This is a genomic window from Pseudomonas sp. PA-7-1E (genome assembly GCF_021605325.1).
Classification (GTDB): Bacteria; Pseudomonadota; Gammaproteobacteria; order Pseudomonadales; family Pseudomonadaceae; genus Aquipseudomonas; species Aquipseudomonas fluorescens_BV.
The window spans coordinates 51657-69354 of the sequence record NZ_WKFA01000003.1 but is presented as its reverse complement, the minus strand read 5'-3'; the positions used below and the strand labels follow the sequence as shown (position 1 = coordinate 69354).

Genomic DNA, 17698 nt, shown 5'->3' with positions numbered 1-17698 from the left:
TCGCTTTTTACTGGCCGTTGATCCACTCGCGCGGCTAATCTGCGCCTTTGAGAATGGAGTTTTATGATGTCTGCGCCTTCTGTTGTGATTGCCGGTTGCGGTGATGTGGGTAGTCGGCTGGCTAGCCAATTGCTGGCCTCGGAATGGGAGGTCCACGGCCTGCGCCGCGATATTTCACGCTTGCCCGACGGTGTGATCGGCATTGCCGGCGATCTGTTCAAAAAGGACTGCCCGGACACCTGGCCGATCGGCGGGGTGGATTATCTGGTGTATTGCGCCGCTGCCACTGACCACGACGAAGCCGGCTATCGCGCCGCCTACGTGCAAGGGTTGCAGCATGTGTTGGAGTGGCTGGGCGATTACGGCCAGGAGCCGAAACATCTGCTGTTTGTCTCCAGCAGCAGTGTTTACGGACAGCAGAACGGCGAGTGGGTCGACGAAACGTCCGAGACGCAAGCGAAGGGCTATTCCGGGCAGGTGATGCTGGAAGCTGAGCAATTGGCGCTCAATAGCGGCATCCCGGCCACCGTTGTGCGGCTGACCGGAATTTACGGTCCGGGTCGGGAATGGCTGCTGACTCAGGTTCGCCAAGGCTATCGTGTAGCGGTTGACCCGCCTTTATATGGCAACCGAATTCATGCTGATGATGCCGCGGGCCTGCTCGCGTTTTTGCTGCGGCATGTGGAAAAAGGCGGTTCGCTGGACAAGTTCTATATCGGCGTTGACGATGCGCCGGCACCACTGGCCGAGGTGGTGGCGTGGTTGCGCGAGTACCTGGGTGTGACCGAATGGGCCGAGGACGCCAGTGTGCGGCGTGCGGGGAGCAAGCAGTGCAGTAATGCACGTATGAAGGCGCTCGGCTGGACGCCGACATACCCGACTTACCGGGAAGGCTATGCGGCGATTCTGAAAGGCTGAAGCGCGGCAAAAAATGTGGGAGCTGGCTTGCCTGCGATAGCGGTATATCAATCACATCTTTGTTGGATGTAATACCGTCATCGCAGGCAAGCCAGCTCCCACATTTGGATTTGGGCGAGGCTTTTATTACTTTTCAAGCAACCATTGGCGAGGGCCTGGCGTAAACGAAGGCACTTCATCGGCCTGCGCGGTATTGATCGCCTGGAAGATCTCCAGTTGCTTACCCTTGCGCGTGAAGATCCATGGGTTGCCCTGGCCGTTCAGTTGCAGCCAGATGCTGTCATAGCCGCCGCTCATGGAGGCGCAATCGCCTGCCAGGCAGAGTGAATAACGATCAACCCCCGGCAGGCCGGCGACCTTGCCGTCTGCCTGGAACTGCACCGTGGCGCCGCTGCCGGTGCCGTCGCTGATCTTCCAGTCGCCGCCCATATAGGCCGCGTACAGCGTGCGTTCGAAGTTGGCGCCCAGTGGCGCGCCTTCTGGGGCCGGGTCTTTGGCGCGGGCAAACAGCTGCTCGGGCTCGTTGTCGTTGGCCACTTGCAGCAGTTGTTTGCCTTTGCGTTTGAGTTCGGTGGCAGAGCTGCCATAGAAATCCACGTTCCATGCGCCGGGCTTTTCACCCGACAACTTGCCTTCCGCCACTTCAAAACCGTTGTAGTAGCGCGCCTGCAAAGCCTTGGTGTTGACCTCCCACTCGAGGTTGGGGCCATAGGACTGCAGGGCTTCACGCAAAGGGCCGCCCTTGGCTGCCGCGTCGATGGCGGCCTGGTTGATCCAGGTACCGCTTACATCCAGGTCGGCGGGGTTGCTGGCACAGCCGCCGAGCAACAGGGCGAGCAACGAGGAGGCTACAAGCGCTTTGCGCATTACGAAATCCTTCTGAAACGAAGTCGGCGCAGCCTGTTTGGGCTGCGCCGGGTGTTTTACTCGATGACCAGAATGGCGTCCATCTCAACCTGTGCACCCTTTGGCAGGGCGGCAACGCCGATGGCGGCGCGGGCTGGGTAAGGTTGTTCGAAGTACTTGCCCATGATCTCGTTGACCTTGGCAAAGTGGCTGAGGTCGGTGAGGAAGATGTTCAGCTTGACGATGTCCTTGAACGAACCACCGGCAGCTTCAGCCACGGACTTGAGGTTTTCAAAGACCTGCACGGTCTGGGCTTCGAAGCCTTCAACCAGTTCCATGGTCTTTGGGTCCAGCGGGATCTGGCCGGACATGTAGACGGTGTTGCCCGCCTTGATCGCCTGGGAATAAGTGCCGATGGCGGCTGGAGCTTTATCGCTGGTGATAACTGTCTTGGTCATGAATGACTCCTTGTAATGGATCGGTTATGCACGCATGCGGGTGATGCGGATCACACCGGTCAAGGCGCGCAACTTTTTGATCACGCGGGCCAGGTGCACGCGGTCGTGCACGCTGACCACCAGTTGGACCACGCTGATGCGACCATCGCGTTCGTCCATGCTGATTTTCTCGATATTGCCGTCGGCTGCGTTGACACTGCTGGCCAGCAGGGCGATGAGGCCGCGCTGGTGTTCCAGCTCAACTCGCAGTTCGACGTTGAATTCGCCGGTGACATCTTTGGCCCACGAGAGCTGGATGCATTTTTCCGGGTTGTGGCGGATTTCGGTGATGTTGCGGCAGTTGTCCAGGTGCACCACCATGCCTTTGCCGGCGGACAAGTGGCCGACAATCGGGTCGCCCGGGATCGGCGTGCAACATTTGGCGTAGCTGAGCACCAGGCCCTCGGTGCCGCGAATCGCCAGTGGGCCTTCAGGGCTCGGCAACTGTTCGCCTTCGCCCAGCAGGCGGCGCGCAACCACGTAGGCCATGCGGTTGCCCAGGCCGATGTCTTCCAGCAGGTCTTCGATGGTTTCCTGTCGGTACTCGTGGAGCATCGCTTGCACGCGCTCTTGCGGAATCTTGTCCAGGGCGCTGTCGAAGCCGTTGAGCACCTTGTTCAGCAGGCGTTCGCCCAGGCTGATGGATTCGGAGCGGCGCTGCAATTTCAGCGCGTGGCGAATATGCGTACGGGCCTTGCCGGTGACCACAAAGTTGAGCCAGGCCGGGTTCGGGCGAGCGCCCGGTGCGCTGACGATCTCCACCGTGGAACCGCTTTGCAGCGGTTCGGACAACGGGGCAAGGCGCCGGTTGATGCGACAGGCGATGCAGCTGTTGCCGACATCGGTGTGCACCGCGTAGGCAAAGTCGACCGCCGTGGAGCCTTTGGGCAGCTCCATGATCCGGCCTTTGGGCGTGAACACGTAGACCTCGTCCGGGAACAGGTCGATCTTCACGCTTTCGATAAATTCCAGGGAGTTGCCGGCACGTTGCTGCATTTCCAGCACGCCCTTGACCCATTGGCGCGCACGGGCATGGGTGCCTTTGGGCTGCTCGTCGCCGCTGGACTTGTACAGCCAGTGGGCGGCAATGCCGTTGTTGGCCATTTCTTCCATTTCGCGGGTGCGGATCTGGATCTCGATCGGCACGCCGTGCATGCCAAACAGGGTGGTATGCAGCGACTGGTAGCCGTTGGCCTTGGGAATTGCGATGTAGTCCTTGAAGCGGCCCGGCAGGGGCTTGTACAAATTATGTACAGCTCCCAGTACGCGGTAGCAGGTATCGACCTTGTCGACGATGATCCGGAACGCATAGACGTCCATGATCTCGTTGAAGGCCCGACGCTTGCCGCGCATCTTTTTGTAGATGCCGTAGATGTGCTTCTGCCGGCCGCTGACCTCGCCCTCGATTTCGTCAATCGCCAGGCAATGGCTCAGGGACTCTTCGATCTTGTTGACGATTTCCTTGCGGTTGCCCCGTGCGCGCTTGACCGCCTGGTAGATGCGCGCCGAACGCATGGGGTGCATGGCTTTAAAGCCCAGGTCTTCGAATTCGATACGAATGGCGTGCATGCCCAGCCGGTTGGCGATGGGCGCATAGATTTCCAGGGTTTCCTTGGCGATGCGCCGGCGCTTTTCGCCAGACAGCACTTCCAGCGTGCGCATGTTGTGCAGCCGGTCGGCCAGCTTGACCAGGATCACCCGAATGTCTCGGGCCATGGCCATGGCCATCTTCTGGAAGTTTTCCGCCTGGGCTTCGGCCTTGGTCTCGAAGTTCATCTGGGTCAGCTTGCTGACCCCGTCGACCAGTTCGGCCACGGTTTCGCCAAATTGCGCACTGAGCGCTTCCTTGGCAATGCCGGTGTCTTCGATCACGTCATGCAGCATCGCGGCCATCAGGCTCTGATGGTCCATGTGCATGTCGGCAAGAATATTGGCCACCGCAAGAGGATGGGTGACATACGCCTCGCCGCTACGTCGGCGTTGGCCGTCGTGGGCTTGTTCGGCGTAGAAATACGCTCGGCGAACCAGGTTGACCTGGTCTGCGCCGAGGTAGGCCGATAAGCGATCGGCGAGGGCGTCTATGCTCGGCAAAGTGTGAACTCCTGCCGATGGCTGTGACCCCGCGCCGTGCTACGTCGACCAGGCATAGGCTTAGACGTCCTCGTTGGACTCGCCTTCGAACGCTGCAAACAGCGGTTCGTCTTCAACGATTTCGGCGTTGGCGATGAACTCGTAGCTCATCAGGCCTTCAGCGATTTCACGCAGGGCTACAACGGTAGGCTTGTCGTTTTCCCACTGGACCAGAGGCTCTTTGCCGCCAGTGGCCAGTTGACGGGCACGCTTGGTAGAGAGCATGACCAGCTCAAAGCGGTTATCCACGTGTTCTAGGCAGTCTTCAACGGTTACGCGGGCCATGGTATTCCTCGGAGCGAATGCAAGATGCGCGCTGCCCGGTTGGGCGAGCGGACTGAGCAGTTTAAAAAATCACCAGCGTTTAGGGAAGCGCTGATTTTTCGCAGGCCTTCGCAAAACCGCTACAAGTGCCAATGTAAGGCCCTTGCAGCTGTTTTGGGAAGCGCCAATCAACCGAGCAATTCGGCGAGTAATTTGCCGAAACGCTGCTGTTGGCGCTTTTGCTGCAGTTGGTTGGCGCGGAAAATCGCCTTCAAATCATCCAATGCGTGGGTAAAGTCGTCATTGATGATCAGGTAGTCGTAGTCGACGTAGTGGCTCATTTCGCTGACGGCCTCACGCATGCGACCTTCGATAATTTCATCGCTGTCCTGGCCGCGGTTAGTCAGGCGTTGGTGCAGGGCTTGGAGCGAGGGCGGCAGGATGAAGATGGAGCGCGCCTTGGGCATCAGTTGGCGCACTTGTTCGGCGCCCTGCCAGTCGATCTCCAGAATCAGGTCGTGGCCTTCGTCCAGGGTCTGTTGCAGGTGGCTCTGCGAGGTGCCGTAGAGGTTGCCGAACACTTCGGCGCGCTCCAGGAAGTCACCGTGTTCGATCATCTTGACGAACTCGGTACGCTCGACGAAGTGATAGTGCACGCCGTCCACTTCGCCCGGGCGCATGGCGCGGGTGGTGTGCGAGACCGAAATGCGGATCTGCTCGTCAGCGTCGGTCAAGGCCTTGACCAGGCTGCTCTTGCCCGCGCCCGAAGGGGCGGAAATGATGTAAAGGGTGCCGGTGCTGTGGGTCATGGAGGGTGCCTTACTCAATATTCTGTACTTGTTCGCGCATTTGCTCGATCAACACTTTGAGGTTGACCGCCGCCGTGGTGCTGCGCGGGTCGAACGCTTTGGAGCCCAGTGTATTGGCTTCGCGGTTGAGTTCCTGCATCAGGAAGTCCAGGCGCCGACCGGCGGCACCGCCGGACTTGAGTACGCGGCGCACTTCAAGGATATGGGTGCTCAGGCGGTCGAGTTCTTCGGCCACGTCGCTCTTCTGCGCGAGCAGGACCATTTCCTGTTCCAGGCGCGTCGGATCGAGGTCGGCCTTCATGTCGGTGAAGCGGTCGAGGACCTTCTGGCGCTGGGTGGCGAGCATCTGCGGTACCAATTCGCGCAGGGTCACTACGTCGGCTTCGATCGATGTCAGCCGCTCGTTGATCAGGCGCGCCAGTTCGGCGCCTTCGCGTTCACGGCCGGCCTTGAGCTCCTTCAGGCCCTGGTTGAACAGGGCGAGGGCTTCGGCATTCAAGGCCTGTGGGTCTGCCGCGTCGGCCACCAGCACGCCGGGCCAGGCCAATACTTCCAGAGGGTTCAATGCGGCTGGCTGTTTGATCAGGCCGGCGATGGTTTCGGCCGCGGCCACCAGTTGGGCGGCGCGGTCTCGGTCGACCTGCAGCGGCTTGCCGGTGGTTTCTTCGGTAAAGCGCAGAGTGCATTCCAGCTTGCCGCGGGAGATGCCCTGGCGCAGCGCTTCACGAACCGCGCCTTCAAGGTCGCGGAACGACTCCGGCAGGCGCAGGTGCGGCTCCAGGTAACGGCTGTTGACCGAGCGCAGTTCCCAGCTGAGGGTGCCTTGGGCCCCGGCTTTTTCGACACGGGCGAAGGCGGTCATGCTGTGCACCATGGAGGTACCTCGCGATGCAGTCCCGCAAATACGGGCTGATGGGTAAATTGAAGCCGACAGGCTGCGAAGGCGCAGGAGTGTAGCGCAGTGGGGCGGGTGCGCCAAAACAATGGCCGATCGCCTGACCATTCGTAACCGAATTTTTTAGAAGTGCCTCGAACCGGCTTGCGGCTCTATAATGCTCGGCAGTTTTTCGTCCTCAGTACAGGTATCCCCTATGAAACGTCCAAGTGGTCGCGCTGCCGATCAGCTCCGCTCGATCCGCATCACCCGCAACTACACCAAACACGCCGAGGGATCCGTACTGGTCGAGTTTGGCGATACCAAGGTCATCTGCACTGTCAGCGTCGAAAACGGCGTGCCGCGCTTCCTCAAGGGCCAGGGCCAGGGTTGGTTGACCGCTGAATACGGCATGCTGCCGCGCGCCACTGGCGAGCGTAACCAGCGTGAAGCCAGCCGTGGCAAGCAAGGCGGGCGTACCCTGGAAATCCAGCGCCTGATCGGCCGCTCCCTGCGTGCCGCCCTGGATATGTCCAAGCTGGGTGACGTCACCCTCTACGTCGACTGCGACGTGATCCAGGCTGACGGCGGTACCCGCACGGCGTCCATCACCGGCGCCATGGTGGCCCTGGTCGACGCTTTGAAAGTCATCAAGAAGCGTGGCGGCCTGAAAGCGGGTGACCCGCTCAAGCAGATGATCGCCGCTGTGTCTGTTGGCATGTACCAGGGCGAGCCTGTGCTGGACCTGGACTACCTGGAAGACTCGGCCGCCGAGACCGACCTCAACGTGGTCATGACCAGCACCGGTGGTTTCATCGAAGTGCAGGGCACTGCCGAAGGCGCGCCATTCCAGCCGGCTGAGCTGAACGCCATGCTGGCCTTGGCCCAGAAAGGCATGACCGAAATCTTTGAATTGCAGAACGCCGCGCTGGCTGACTGAGCCGGCCCAAGGAGAAACGCCATGAATGACAGCCAGTTGCCGGTTCCGGCACCGTCCAAGGAAGTACGCCAGTGGGCAATGTTGTGTCATTTTGCGGCATTCCTGGGGTTGGTATTCCCCTTCGGCAGCTTGCTGGGGCCGTTGATCCTGTGGCAGTTCAAGAAGGACATGGACCCGCTCATCGATGACCAGGGCAAGGAGGCGCTGAATTTCCAGATCACCGTGGCGATCGCCTGGCTGGTGTGCCTGTTGCTGGGCTTCGTGGTCGTTGGCTTCTTGCTGATGACCGTGCTGGTGATTGGTGCGTTGATACTGACGATCATCGCCGGTATCAAGGCCAACAAAGGCATTGCCTATCGCTATCCGTGGACCTGGCGCCTGGTCAAGTAACCGGGCGGCCACAAAAAAACCGACATCACTGTCGGTTTTTTTGTGCCTGAAAAAAGACCTCAGATGGTCAATGTCCAGTCGTAGTCCACGATCAGCGGCGCGTGCTGCGAGAAGCGCGGCTGGCGCGGCAGGCGTGCACTGCGTACGAACCGGCGCAGACCTGGGGTCAGCAGCTGGTAGTCGAAACGCCAGCCCAGGTTGAGCATCTCAGCCTGTTCGTTATCTGGCCACCAGCTGTACTGGTCGCCTTCGCGGCTGACTTCACGCAGGGCATCGACATAGCCCATGTTGCCGACAATCTCGTCCATCCAGGCGCGTTCTGGCGCCAGGAAGCCCGGGGATTGCTGGCTGTCGCGCCAGTTCTTGATATCCAGTTTCTGTTGCGCCACGTACAGCGAGCCACAATAAATGTACTCGCGACGTTTGCGTCGCTGCTTATCCAGGTAACGGGCGAAATCGTCCATTAGCTTGAATTTCTGGTTCAAGTCTTCATCGCCGTTCTGCCCGGAAGGTAGCAGCAAGGTCGCGATGCTGACCTTGTCGAAATCGGCTTGCAGGTAACGCCCGTAGCGGTCGGCTGTCTCGAAGCCGAGGCCGCTGATGACCGCCTTGGGTTGCAACCGCGAGTACAAAGCCACGCCACCTTGGGTGGGCACTTCGGCATCGCAGGCATAAAGGAAGTAGCCATCCAGTTGGAAGGCTGGGTCGTCCAGTTCAAAGGCGGAGGCACGGGTGTCCTGCAGGCAGATGACGTCGGCATTCTGTGCTTGCAGCCAACTGAGCAAACCACGCTCGACTGCAGCCTGAATACCATTAACGTTCACACTGATGATCCGCATAAATGGCCCCAAAAATCGCGTGCGTGTATGATACACGCCGTCCACCCAATTAGCTAAATCCGTGGTATCTGAGGCTTTTTTCATGCAGGCGTATCAGCGCGATTTCATTCGTTTTGCCATCGATCGCGGCGTTTTACGCTTCGGTGAGTTCACCCTCAAGTCCGGGCGCACCAGCCCGTACTTCTTCAATGCGGGCCTGTTCAACTCAGGTTCGGCCCTGGCTCAGCTGGGCCGTTTCTATGCGGCAGCCATCGTTGAGAGCGGTATTTCCTTCGACGTACTCTTTGGCCCGGCCTACAAGGGTATTCCCCTGGCAGCGGCGACGGCGATAGCCCTGGCGGAGCATCACGGGCAGGACTTGCCGTGGTGTTTCAACCGTAAGGAAGCCAAGGCCCATGGTGAAGGTGGCAGCCTGGTAGGCGCGCCATTGACCGGCGATGTGCTGATCATCGATGACGTGATCACCGCGGGTACTGCTATCCGTGAAGTGATGCAGATCATCGCTTCCCAGGACGGCGCCAAGGCTGCCGGTGTGCTGATCGCCTTGAACCGCCAGGAGCGTGGCAACGGTGAATTGTCGGCGATCCAGGAAGTGGAGCGTGACTTCGGCATTCCGGTGGTGAGCATCGTGTCGTTGAACCAGGTATTGCAGTTCCTGGAAGACGACCCGCAGCTCAAGCAACATTTGCCGGCTGTGCGTGCATACCGCGAGCAGTTCGGCGTCTGACACTGAATCCTGTGGGAGCGGGCTTGCCCGCGATAGCGGTGTGTCAGGCGGTGCATTTTTGCATGTACTGTCGTCATCGCAGGCAAGCCAGCTCCCACATTTGAACTGTGTACAAACAAAGGCCCCGCTCAATTCAATTGAGCGGGGCCTTTTGCTTTGCAGCGATCAAGGGCGCTTGCGGTTACTGATCAACGTACCGACACCGGTATCGGTGAAGATTTCCAACAGTATTGCATTTGGCACGCGGCCATCCAGGATCAGCGAGCTGCCGACGCCGCCCTGCACGGCTTCCAGTGCGCAACGGATCTTCGGCAACATGCCGCCGTAGATGGTGCCGTCGGCGATCAGGTCGTCTACCTGCTGGGTAGTCAAGCCGGTCAGTACCTTGCCTTCCTTGTCCATCAAGCCGGCGATGTTGGTCAGCAGCATCAGTTTTTCAGCCTTCAGTGCTTCCGCCACCTTACCGGCTACCAGATCGGCGTTGATGTTATAGGACTCGCCATTAGCACCCACGCCGATCGGCGCAATTACCGGGATGAAGTCGCCCTTGACCAGCAGGTTGAGCAAATCGGTGTTGATGCCGATGACTTCGCCCACCTGGCCGATGTCGATGATTTCCGGCTGGGTCATCTCCGGCGTCTTGCGGGTCACGGTCAGTTTCTTGGCGCGGATCAGTTCCGCATCCTTGCCGGTCAGTCCGATGGCGCTGCCGCCGTGGCGGTTGATCAGGTTGACGATGTCTTTGTTGACCTGGCCGCCGAGGACCATTTCCACCACGTCCATGGTTTGCGCGTCAGTGACACGCATGCCATCGATGAAGTGACTCTCGATCGACAAACGCTTGAGCAGGTCGCCAATTTGCGGGCCGCCGCCGTGGACGACCACGGGGTTGATCCCCACAGCCTTCATCAGCACGATGTCGCGGGCAAAGCCGGTTTTCAGCTCATCGCTTTCCATGGCATTGCCGCCGTACTTGATCACCAGCGTCTTGCCGACGTAGCGTCGAATATAAGGCAACGCTTCGGACAGGACCTTGGCGGTGTTGGCAGCGGCTTCGCGTTCGAGGGTCATTCAGGGCTCCGGGCAAAAATCAGAACGGTAATTGGAGATCAGGGGCAACACGTTTCAACTGGGCGTGGAACACGTCCTTGATGCGCTGCAACTCCGCTTCGGTATCCGCCTCGAAACGCAGGACCAGCACCGGTGTGGTGTTGGACGCGCGAACCAGGCCCCAGCCTTTGGCGTAATCGACTCGCACACCATCAATGGTGGTCAGGTTGGCGCCTTCACCCCATTGCGCATCGTGCAATGCGTCAATGATGCTGAATTTGCTCTCCTCGGTCACATGGATATTGATCTCAGGCGTAGAAATATCATTCGGGAAGGTCTGAAACAGCTCTTGCGCCGTGGATTTCTCCTTGCTGAGGATCTCCAGCAGACGAGCGGCGCTGTAAATACCGTCGTCAAACCCGAACCAGCGCTCCTTGAAGAAGACGTGGCCGCTCATTTCACCGGCCAACAGCGCGCCGGTTTCCTTCATTTTCTTTTTGATCAACGAGTGACCGGTCTTCCACATTAGCGGGCGACCACCGTATTCCTTGATCAATGGCGTCAGGCGACGAGTGCATTTCACATCGAAGATGATCTCGGCGTTGGCATTGCGCGCAACCACGTCTCTAGCAAACAGCATCAACAGGCGGTCCGGGAACACGATCTCGCCGGTTTCGGTCACCACGCCCACACGGTCGCCGTCGCCATCGAAGGCCAAGCCGACGTCGGCGCCCACTTCCTTGACCTTGGCAATCAGGTCTACCAGGTTTTCCGGCTTGCCTGGGTCCGGGTGATGGTTGGGGAAGTTGCCGTCTACTTCGCAGAACAGTGGGATCACTTCGCAGTTCAGGGCTTCGAGCAATTGCGGGGCAATCACACCCGCTGCGCCGTTGCCGCAGTCCACCACGACTTTCAAGCGGCGGGCGAGCTTGACGTCGCGAGTGATTTCATCGGAGTAGCGCTGGAGGATATCGACCTTGGTGATGCTGCCGGTGCCGCTGGTCAAGTCGTTGGTCTTCAGGCGGGTGTGCAGAGCCTGGATCTGTTCATTGGCGAGGGTGTCGCCAGCGATGACGATCTTGAAGCCGTTGTAATCCGACGGATTGTGGCTGCCGGTGAGCATGACCCCGGATTTGCCCGCCAGTACGTTGGCGGCGTAGTACAGCGCGGGGGTTGGCACCAGGCCGACGTCGCTGACATGGCAGCCGCTGTCAGCCAGGCCCTGGATGAGTTGCTCGACCAACTCCGGGCCGGACAAGCGGCCGTCACGGCCTACCGAGACGTTGGGTTCGCCTTGGGCCAGGCTCTGGGAGCCGATGGCGCGGCCGATCCAGTAGGCGGTTTCGGCGGTCAGGGTCTTGGGGACCACACCACGGATGTCATAGGCGCGAAAAATGCTGTCGGGAAAGGTCGGGGCTACGCGGGCTGCGGTACTCATCGCGGGGGAAACTCCATCTGAAAGGGGGCAAGGCGGGCCTGATGTGGCTGGCCGGCAGGCTCAAACTGAAGGGTATGACGGCGTTTTCGGCAGAGAGTTCGTGGTGTAAAAATGCCATCGGCGCTTCGGCCTCGGCATTATTTTTACCTAATCCTTTGATTTCATTATAGAAATCTCGATGATCATTTCCGCGCATTCTTTATCCTGAAAGGCCGGGCGGCGGTGTGTGGCCGGTCGATTGCGCCCGGCCACGTTCAGCTTAGTCAGTGACTGCCGGAATGCCCAAAACCGCCTGCACCACGTTGGGTTTCGTCGAATTCCTGCACCAATTCGAAATGCGCCTGCACCACCGGCACCAGTACCAGTTGGGCGATGCGCTCGCCGACGGCGATGTTGAAAGCAGTCTGGCCACGGTTCCAGCACGACACCATCAACTCGCCCTGGTAGTCGGAATCGATCAGGCCGACCAGGTTGCCTAGCACGATGCCATGTTTATGGCCCAAGCCGGAGCGCGGCAGGATCAGCGCCGCCAGGCCAGGATCGCCGACATAGATCGACAAGCCCGTGGGAATCAGGATGGTCTGGCCCGGCTCAAGGACGGTGTCTTGCTTGAGCATGGCGCGCAGGTCCAGGCCGGCGGAGCCCGGCGTGGCGTAGGCCGGCAGGGGAAAGTCGTTGCCGAGGCGTGGGTCGAGGATCTTGGCTTGTAAAGCATGCATGGACATTAAACCTGGTTCAGCCGTTGGGCGATAAAAGAGATCAGTTGGCGGGCAATCTTGCCCTTGCTGGTCTGGGCGAAAAGGGTGGCGTGCAATTCACGGTCGATCACGCTGCACGCATTTTCCTCGCTGTTGAAGCCGATGCTCGGGTTGGCGACATCATTGGCAACGATCAGGTCGAGGTTTTTGTCTTTCAGTTTGCGTGCGGCGTAGTCCAGCAGGTGCTCGGTCTCGGCTGCGAAGCCGACGCTGAACGGACGGTCCGGACGGGTAGCGATGGTGGCCAGGATGTCCGGGTTACGCACCATTTGCAGGAGCAGGCCGTCGCCGCTCGTAGGGTCTTTCTTGAGCTTCTGCGGGGCCACGACCTCGGGTCGGTAATCCGCAACCGCTGCCGAGGCGATAAACAGGTCGCAGGGAATGGCGGCTTCGCAGGCCGCCAACATGTCCCGGGCGCTGACTACGTCGATACGCGTAACGCGATCAGGGGTCGGCAAATGTACCGGGCCGGTTATCAGTGTGACCCGTGCGCCTGCCTCGACCGCAGCTTCTGCCAACGCGAAGCCCATTTTTCCTGAGCTATGGTTGGTGATGTAGCGCACCGGGTCGATGTTTTCCTGGGTCGGGCCGGCGGTGATCAGCACGTGCTTGCCGGTCAGGGCCAGATGCTGGAAGCACTCGGCTGCGCACTGCGCCAGGTCGGTGGCTTCGAGCATGCGGCCCAGGCCGACGTCGCCGCAGGCCTGGCTGCCGGAAGCCGGGCCGAACACCTTGAGGCCGCGGGTTTGCAGGAGTTGGGTATTGGCCTGGGTGGCCGGATCGCGCCACATGGCCTGGTTCATGGCCGGTGCGATAGCGACGGTGGCGTCGGTGGCCAATACCAGGGTGGTGAGCAGGTCATCGGCAATGCCCTGGGCCAGGCGGGCGATCAGGTCGGCAGTGGCCGGGGCTATCAGCACCAGGTCGGCCCATTTGGCCAGTTCGATATGGCCCATGGCGGCTTCTGCGGCCGGGTCCAGCAGGTCGAGGTGAACCGGGTGGCCGGACAACGCTTGCATGGTCAGCGGGGTGATGAACTCACTGCCACCACGGGTCATGACCACGCGCACTTCGGCGCCCTGGTCCAGGAGCCTGCGAACCAACTCTGCGCTCTTGTAGGCGGCAATGCCGCCGCCGACGCCGAGAACGATGCGTTTCCGATACAGACGCTGCATTGGTTTGCCTTTCCAGTTCAGTGATGCCAGTTCAATGACACCTGCGATGACCCCTCCCCAGGTGAAATCGCAGGCAAAAAAGAGGGCCCTACGATAACACAGCGCCCGCCGGGCAACAGCGGAGCAGATACAGGGAGGTGGGATGAGTATTCGTGATTGGCCCGTGGCAGAGCGTCCACGGGAGAAGTTATTGGAAGGCGGCGCGGCGAGCCTGTCTGATGCCGAGCTGTTGGCGATCTTCCTGCGTACGGGGGTGGCCGGCCGAAGTGCGGTGGATCTGGCGCGCCATCTGTTGGCCCAATTCGGTGGCCTGCGCCCGTTACTGGAGGCCAGCCAGACGCTGTTCAGCCAGCATCTGGGGCTGGGGCCGGCGAAGTTTGCCCAGTTGCAGGCGGTGTTGGAGATGTCCCGGCGCCACCTGGCTGAGCGCTTGCGGGCTGACTCTGTGCTGGAAAGCCCGCTGGCCGTGCGCGAGTACCTCAAGGCACTGCTGCGCCATGAGCCCCATGAGATCTTCGGCTGCCTGTTCCTGGACTCCAAGCATCGGGTGCTAGGGTTCGAGGTCATGTCCCAAGGCACGATCGACGCTGCGATTGTCTACCCGCGACAGGTGGTCAAGCGCGCCTTGGCGTACAACTCGGCGGCATTGATCCTGTGTCATAACCATCCGTCGGGAAGCACGGAGCCCAGCGCGGCTGATCGAAAATTGACCAAGCTGCTGCAAAAGGCGCTGGACGTGGTGGATGTGCGGGTGCTGGACCACATCATCGTGGGCGATGGTGACCCGCTGTCTATGGCTGAATACGGTTGGCTGTAACGGCCCTGCCTCTGTAGGAGCGAGCTTGCTCGCGAAAAACCAGAGGGCCCCGTGGGGTGTCAGGTTTTTCCGCGTCATCGTTGACGATTTTCGCGAGCAAGCTCGCTCCTACAGGTTGGGGGTTGTGCCTTAGGGCTTGAGGCTGACTTTCGAATAGTCCTGGCGCCCGAACGGGCTTACCTGGTACCCCTGGATGTTCTGGCGGGTCAAGGCAAACGCCGTCGGATGCGCCAGTGGCAGCCACAGCGCCTGTTGCTGGATCTGCGCCTGGGCCTGCTGATACAGCTTGCTGCGCACACCTTGCTCACTGGTGGTTTTGCCCGCACTGATCAACTTATCCAGAGTAGGGTCGCAATAGCGGGCAAAGTTGGTGCCGGACTTCACCGCGGCGCAGGAGAACTGCGGCGTCAGGAAGTTATCCGGGTCGCCGTTGTCCCCAGCCCAGCCCATGAACAGCAAGTCGTGCTCGCCGGCCTTGGCGCGGCGGATCAACTCGCCCCATTCGATCACGCGAATCTCGGCCTGGATGCCAACCTTGGCCAGGTCGGCCTGCAACAGTTGGGCGCCGAGGTTCGGGTTGGGGTTCAGCAGGCTGCCGGTAGGGCGGGTCCATATCGTGGTTTTGAAACCGTCCTTGAGCCCGGCGCGGCCCAGCAAGGCCTTGGCTTTGGCGAGGTCCTGCGGGTAGCCTGGCAACTCTTTGGCATAGCTCCAGGTGTTCGGCGGGTAGACACCGTTGGCCGCTTCGGCGGTGCCTTCGAACACGGCCTTGAGGTAGCTGTCCTTATCAAAGGCCAGGTTGATCGCCTGGCGCACTTCGGGCTTGTCCAGCGGTGGGTGCTGGCTGTTGATAGCGACGAACGCGGTCATGAAGGCGGCGGTTTTTTCCACCTTCAGCGCCGCGTCTTTTTCGGCCTCGCCCACGTCCAGGGGCTTGGGTGACAGGGCGATCTGGCATTCATCGCGGTGCAGCTTCTGCAGGCGTACGTTGGCGTCCGGGGTGATGGCGAAAATCAGGTTATCCACCGCCGGTTTGCCGGCGAAGTAGTCCGGGTTGGCCTTGTAACGCACCACGGCATCTTTCTGGAAACGCACGAACACAAACGGGCCAGTGCCGATTGGCTGGCTGTTGAGCTTCTCGGGTGTGCCGGCCTTGAGCAATTTATCGGCATATTCAGCCGGATAGATCGACGCAAAGCCCATGCTCAGTGCTGGGAGGAAGGTGGAATCGGCATGGTCGAGGGTGAAGCGTACGGTCAGTGGGTCAAGGGCGTCGATTTTCTTGACCAGTGCCGGCAATTGCAGGGACTGGGCGTGAGGAAAGCCGCTCTGGGCGATCTTGTGCCACGGGTTGGCCGGGTCGAGCATGCGCTCGAAGCTGAAGCGTACATCTTCGGCCGTCAGGGTGCGGCTTGGGCTGAAATAGCTGGTGCGATGGAATTTCACATCGGGGTGCAGTTTGAAGGTGTACGTCAGCCCATCGGGCGACACTTCCCAACTATCTGCAAGGCTCGGTACCAACTTGCCACTGGCGGCGTCGAATTCCACCAAACGGTTCATCAGCACGTCGGCCGAGGCGTTGGTGGTGGTCAGTGAGTTGTACTGCACCACATCGAACCCTTCGGGGCTGGCCTCGGTGCATACGCTCAAGTTGGTGGCCGCAACGGCCATCGGCGCAATAAAGAGAGGGGCAAGCAATAGCGGTAGGGCAGCGAGGCGCATATTCGGTTTCCTGTGCAGATCGAAGGCCCATCTGCGAGTGCAGTCTGGAAAAAGCCTACCGTAGAGGTCTGATTGATAAATGACTAGCCCATTTTTGCCTGTGCTTTTGGCCAAAATGCTGTTTTGATGGCGCCTCAGCGTGTTTCGCCGTGCACTTCCCTGTGACCGCAGGCGTTGTAAATCATTCTGTGCGACGAGCGGTCGGCTGTTACAGCGGCCCCTCCTGGCAGCGGTTCAGGCACTTGTGGCCAAGATTTACGCTGCTAAAAGTACACAGGTTGTTGTTGCACTGGGGTCTTTCTGGTATAAAGCAGCGCTCTTTTCTAGGGGCCCGGTTCCTTCACTGTAGGTGTAGCCGGTAAGACCCTAAAGAAACGCGGCGCCTGGCGCCAAATGACTGAGAGATTAAGCGGCCAACCCATGCCGGGTTGGGCATGTGGTTTTAGAGGGCTGAGGCATGTCGAGAGTCTGTCAAGTTACCGGTAAGGGTCCGGTGACTGGGAATAACATTTCCCACGCAAATAACAAAACCCGTCGTCGTTTCCTGCCGAACCTGCAGCATCACCGCTTCTGGGTTGAAGAAGAGAAACGTTTTGTTCGCCTGCGTGTATCTGCTAAAGGCATGCGTATTATCGACAAGCGTGGCATCACTGTCGTGCTGGCCGAAATCCGCGCTGCTGGCAAGATCTAAGGAGCTCTATCATGCGTGAATTGATTCGAATGATCTCTAGCGCCGGTACTGGTCACTTCTACACTACCGACAAGAACAAGCGTACTACCCCGGACAAGCTCGAAAAGAAAATGTTCGACCCGCGCGTTCGCAAGCACGTGATCTACAAAGAAGGCAAAATCAAGTAATTGATTTTCTTCCTTGTGAAAAAAAGCCCGTATCTCACGATGCGGGCTTTTTTTTGCCTGATCGTTCCCACGCTCTGCTGATCGTTCCCACGCTCTGCGTGGGAATGCCGTCTCGGACGCTCAGCGTCCCGTTGTCGATCAACCAATGATCAGGCTTTCTCTTCAAACACCACGTAGATCTTGCGGCACGCTTCCAGCACTTCCCAGGTACCACTGAAACCGGCAGGGATCACAAAGCGGTCGCCGGCCCGCAGTGTCTTGGCATTCCCCTCGGCATCGCGCAACACCGACACGCCTTGCACGATCTCGCAGTACTCATGCTCGGTGTAATTGACCTTCCACTGGCCCACTTCACCTTCCCAGACGCCCGCGTTCATCTGGCCGCATGGGCTGTTGTAGTGGTTGTAGAGTGTCTGTTCGGGGTCGCCCTTGAGGATTTTCTCGGCGGCAGGGCGATAGCGTTCGGGGGCGGTGTTGGCTTGGCTGAAATCGACGATGTCCTGGATGCTCATGTGCATTTCCCGTCTGGCCTGCAGTTGGAGAGCCCAAAGTCTATGTTTATTAAAATGAACATCGCAAGGGCGTTTGCCGCCGTTCTGTCAAATATATTGAAACATCCCCAGCCGCTGGTTTAGGGTGGCAGCTG

Annotated in this window: 20 protein-coding genes and 1 pseudogene; 7 read left to right on the top strand and 14 right to left on the bottom strand. The window is 59.7% G+C overall.

The features are described from left to right. Window positions 1–66 precede the first annotated feature (66 nt). Window positions 67–918, top strand: coding sequence for an SDR family oxidoreductase (locus tag GIW79_RS02945; RefSeq protein ID WP_236452622.1), 852 nt, complete (start codon window positions 67–69; stop codon window positions 916–918). 126 nt (window positions 919–1044) lie between these two features. Here the strand turns inward: GIW79_RS02945 and GIW79_RS02940 are convergent, their stop codons facing one another. The 6 genes from GIW79_RS02940 to GIW79_RS02915 all read right to left on the bottom strand — a co-directional run bounded on the left by GIW79_RS02940 (window position 1045) and on the right by GIW79_RS02915 (window position 6338). After that, window positions 1045–1785 carry a hypothetical protein gene (locus GIW79_RS02940; RefSeq protein WP_054896042.1) on the bottom strand — a complete coding sequence of 247 codons (741 nt, stop codon included), beginning with the start codon at window positions 1783–1785 and terminating at the stop codon, window positions 1045–1047. 56 nt (window positions 1786–1841) lie between these two features. Continuing rightward, on the bottom strand, window positions 1842–2222 hold the full coding sequence (locus GIW79_RS02935) for a RidA family protein (RefSeq protein WP_003176922.1): 381 nt from the start codon (window positions 2220–2222) through the stop codon (window positions 1842–1844). A 24-nt stretch (window positions 2223–2246) separates the two neighbouring features. Further along, window positions 2247–4352: a bifunctional GTP diphosphokinase/guanosine-3',5'-bis pyrophosphate 3'-pyrophosphohydrolase gene (spoT, locus tag GIW79_RS02930; RefSeq protein ID WP_003195510.1), complete on the bottom strand. Its 2106-nt coding sequence runs from the start codon at window positions 4350–4352 to the stop codon at window positions 2247–2249. 60 nt (window positions 4353–4412) lie between these two features. Further along, entirely contained in the window at window positions 4413–4676 is a 264-nt protein-coding gene (gene rpoZ, locus GIW79_RS02925; RefSeq protein WP_003195508.1) for a DNA-directed RNA polymerase subunit omega, read from the bottom strand. A gap of 167 nt (window positions 4677–4843) precedes the next feature. After that, complete coding sequence (gene gmk / locus GIW79_RS02920) at window positions 4844–5464, bottom strand: guanylate kinase (RefSeq protein ID WP_019818119.1); 621 nt, start codon at window positions 5462–5464, stop codon at window positions 4844–4846. 10 nt (window positions 5465–5474) lie between these two features. Further along, a complete protein-coding gene (locus tag GIW79_RS02915) occupies window positions 5475–6338 on the bottom strand; it encodes a YicC/YloC family endoribonuclease (protein WP_003195504.1) in 864 nt (287 codons plus the stop codon). A 217-nt stretch (window positions 6339–6555) separates the two neighbouring features. Between GIW79_RS02915 and rph the strand changes: the two genes are divergently transcribed. Beyond that, entirely contained in the window at window positions 6556–7278 is a 723-nt protein-coding gene (rph, locus tag GIW79_RS02910) for a ribonuclease PH (protein WP_003195497.1), read from the top strand. Between the two features lie 21 nt (window positions 7279–7299). After that, window positions 7300–7668 (top strand): DUF4870 domain-containing protein, encoded by a 369-nt coding sequence (locus tag GIW79_RS02905; RefSeq protein WP_003195495.1) that lies wholly within the window; start codon window positions 7300–7302, stop codon window positions 7666–7668. Between the two features lie 59 nt (window positions 7669–7727). Here GIW79_RS02905 and GIW79_RS02900 read toward each other — a convergent pair whose 3' ends face one another. Beyond that, window positions 7728–8507: an exodeoxyribonuclease III gene (locus GIW79_RS02900; protein WP_003195493.1), complete on the bottom strand. Its 780-nt coding sequence runs from the start codon at window positions 8505–8507 to the stop codon at window positions 7728–7730. 82 nt (window positions 8508–8589) lie between these two features. Here GIW79_RS02900 and pyrE point away from each other — a divergent pair, with 82 nt between their 5' ends. Further along, the gene (pyrE, locus tag GIW79_RS02895; RefSeq protein ID WP_034129093.1) at window positions 8590–9234 is read left to right on the top strand and encodes an orotate phosphoribosyltransferase; all 645 of its coding nucleotides are present in this window, start codon (window positions 8590–8592) and stop codon (window positions 9232–9234) included. Window positions 9235–9399: 165 nt separating this feature from the next. On the opposite strand, the gene argB is transcribed toward pyrE, so the two are convergent. From argB to coaBC, 5 genes and pseudogenes are all read right to left on the bottom strand, one after another. Then, a complete protein-coding gene (gene argB / locus GIW79_RS02890) occupies window positions 9400–10305 on the bottom strand; it encodes an acetylglutamate kinase (protein WP_003213275.1) in 906 nt (301 codons plus the stop codon). A gap of 19 nt (window positions 10306–10324) precedes the next feature. Then, window positions 10325–11731, bottom strand: a pseudogene (locus tag GIW79_RS02885) (phosphomannomutase/phosphoglucomutase); the annotation flags it as partial. Continuing rightward, a complete protein-coding gene (locus GIW79_RS02880) occupies window positions 11664–11918 on the bottom strand; it encodes a hypothetical protein (protein WP_125919836.1) in 255 nt (84 codons plus the stop codon). The pseudogene GIW79_RS02885 and the gene GIW79_RS02880, both read right to left, overlap by 68 nt. 67 nt (window positions 11919–11985) lie before the next feature. Then, window positions 11986–12441, bottom strand: a complete 456-nt coding sequence (dut, locus tag GIW79_RS02875) for a dUTP diphosphatase (RefSeq protein ID WP_054919777.1) — start codon at window positions 12439–12441, stop codon at window positions 11986–11988. 5 nt (window positions 12442–12446) lie between these two features. Next, entirely contained in the window at window positions 12447–13655 is a 1209-nt protein-coding gene (coaBC, locus tag GIW79_RS02870; protein ID WP_003195481.1) for a bifunctional phosphopantothenoylcysteine decarboxylase/phosphopantothenate--cysteine ligase CoaBC, read from the bottom strand. A 142-nt stretch (window positions 13656–13797) separates the two neighbouring features. Between coaBC and radC the strand changes: the two genes are divergently transcribed. Then, window positions 13798–14472: a RadC family protein gene (radC, locus tag GIW79_RS02865; protein ID WP_072445639.1), complete on the top strand. Its 675-nt coding sequence runs from the start codon at window positions 13798–13800 to the stop codon at window positions 14470–14472. A 129-nt stretch (window positions 14473–14601) separates the two neighbouring features. Here the strand turns inward: radC and GIW79_RS02860 are convergent, their stop codons facing one another. Beyond that, on the bottom strand, window positions 14602–16194 hold the full coding sequence (locus GIW79_RS02860) for an ABC transporter substrate-binding protein (RefSeq protein ID WP_072445638.1): 1593 nt from the start codon (window positions 16192–16194) through the stop codon (window positions 14602–14604). Window positions 16195–16651: 457 nt separating this feature from the next. Here GIW79_RS02860 and rpmB point away from each other — a divergent pair, with 457 nt between their 5' ends. Further along, window positions 16652–16885: a 50S ribosomal protein L28 gene (gene rpmB, locus GIW79_RS02855; RefSeq protein WP_003176907.1), complete on the top strand. Its 234-nt coding sequence runs from the start codon at window positions 16652–16654 to the stop codon at window positions 16883–16885. An 11-nt stretch (window positions 16886–16896) separates the two neighbouring features. Next, window positions 16897–17052: a 50S ribosomal protein L33 gene (gene rpmG / locus GIW79_RS02850; RefSeq protein ID WP_003176906.1), complete on the top strand. Its 156-nt coding sequence runs from the start codon at window positions 16897–16899 to the stop codon at window positions 17050–17052. Window positions 17053–17201: 149 nt separating this feature from the next. On the opposite strand, the gene GIW79_RS02845 is transcribed toward rpmG, so the two are convergent. After that, window positions 17202–17564 carry a cupin domain-containing protein gene (locus GIW79_RS02845; RefSeq protein WP_014720478.1) on the bottom strand — a complete coding sequence of 121 codons (363 nt, stop codon included), beginning with the start codon at window positions 17562–17564 and terminating at the stop codon, window positions 17202–17204. Between the last annotated feature and the right edge of the window lie 134 nt (window positions 17565–17698).

Excerpts from the sequence above, each read along its gene's own strand:
- GIW79_RS02945 (WP_236452622.1), top strand. The coding sequence starts at position 67 with ATGTCTGCGCCTTCTGTTGTGATTGCCGGTTGCGGTGATGTGGGTAGT.
- GIW79_RS02940 (WP_054896042.1), bottom strand. The coding sequence starts at position 1,785 with ATGCGCAAAGCGCTTGTAGCCTCCTCGTTGCTCGCCCTGTTGCTCGGC.
- GIW79_RS02935 (WP_003176922.1), bottom strand. The coding sequence starts at position 2,222 with ATGACCAAGACAGTTATCACCAGCGATAAAGCTCCAGCCGCCATCGGC.
- rpoZ (WP_003195508.1), bottom strand. The coding sequence starts at position 4,676 with ATGGCCCGCGTAACCGTTGAAGACTGCCTAGAACACGTGGATAACCGC.
- gmk (WP_019818119.1), bottom strand. The coding sequence starts at position 5,464 with ATGACCCACAGCACCGGCACCCTTTACATCATTTCCGCCCCTTCGGGC.
- GIW79_RS02915 (WP_003195504.1), bottom strand. The coding sequence starts at position 6,338 with ATGGTGCACAGCATGACCGCCTTCGCCCGTGTCGAAAAAGCCGGGGCC.
- rph (WP_003195497.1), top strand. The coding sequence starts at position 6,556 with ATGAAACGTCCAAGTGGTCGCGCTGCCGATCAGCTCCGCTCGATCCGC.
- GIW79_RS02905 (WP_003195495.1), top strand. The coding sequence starts at position 7,300 with ATGAATGACAGCCAGTTGCCGGTTCCGGCACCGTCCAAGGAAGTACGC.
- GIW79_RS02900 (WP_003195493.1), bottom strand. The coding sequence starts at position 8,507 with ATGCGGATCATCAGTGTGAACGTTAATGGTATTCAGGCTGCAGTCGAG.
- pyrE (WP_034129093.1), top strand. The coding sequence starts at position 8,590 with ATGCAGGCGTATCAGCGCGATTTCATTCGTTTTGCCATCGATCGCGGC.
- argB (WP_003213275.1), bottom strand. The coding sequence starts at position 10,305 with ATGACCCTCGAACGCGAAGCCGCTGCCAACACCGCCAAGGTCCTGTCC.
- GIW79_RS02880 (WP_125919836.1), bottom strand. The coding sequence starts at position 11,918 with ATGCGCGGAAATGATCATCGAGATTTCTATAATGAAATCAAAGGATTA.
- dut (WP_054919777.1), bottom strand. The coding sequence starts at position 12,441 with ATGCATGCTTTACAAGCCAAGATCCTCGACCCACGCCTCGGCAACGAC.
- coaBC (WP_003195481.1), bottom strand. The coding sequence starts at position 13,655 with ATGCAGCGTCTGTATCGGAAACGCATCGTTCTCGGCGTCGGCGGCGGC.
- radC (WP_072445639.1), top strand. The coding sequence starts at position 13,798 with ATGAGTATTCGTGATTGGCCCGTGGCAGAGCGTCCACGGGAGAAGTTA.
- GIW79_RS02860 (WP_072445638.1), bottom strand. The coding sequence starts at position 16,194 with ATGCGCCTCGCTGCCCTACCGCTATTGCTTGCCCCTCTCTTTATTGCG.
- rpmB (WP_003176907.1), top strand. The coding sequence starts at position 16,652 with ATGTCGAGAGTCTGTCAAGTTACCGGTAAGGGTCCGGTGACTGGGAAT.
- rpmG (WP_003176906.1), top strand. The coding sequence starts at position 16,897 with ATGCGTGAATTGATTCGAATGATCTCTAGCGCCGGTACTGGTCACTTC.
- GIW79_RS02845 (WP_014720478.1), bottom strand. The coding sequence starts at position 17,564 with ATGAGCATCCAGGACATCGTCGATTTCAGCCAAGCCAACACCGCCCCC.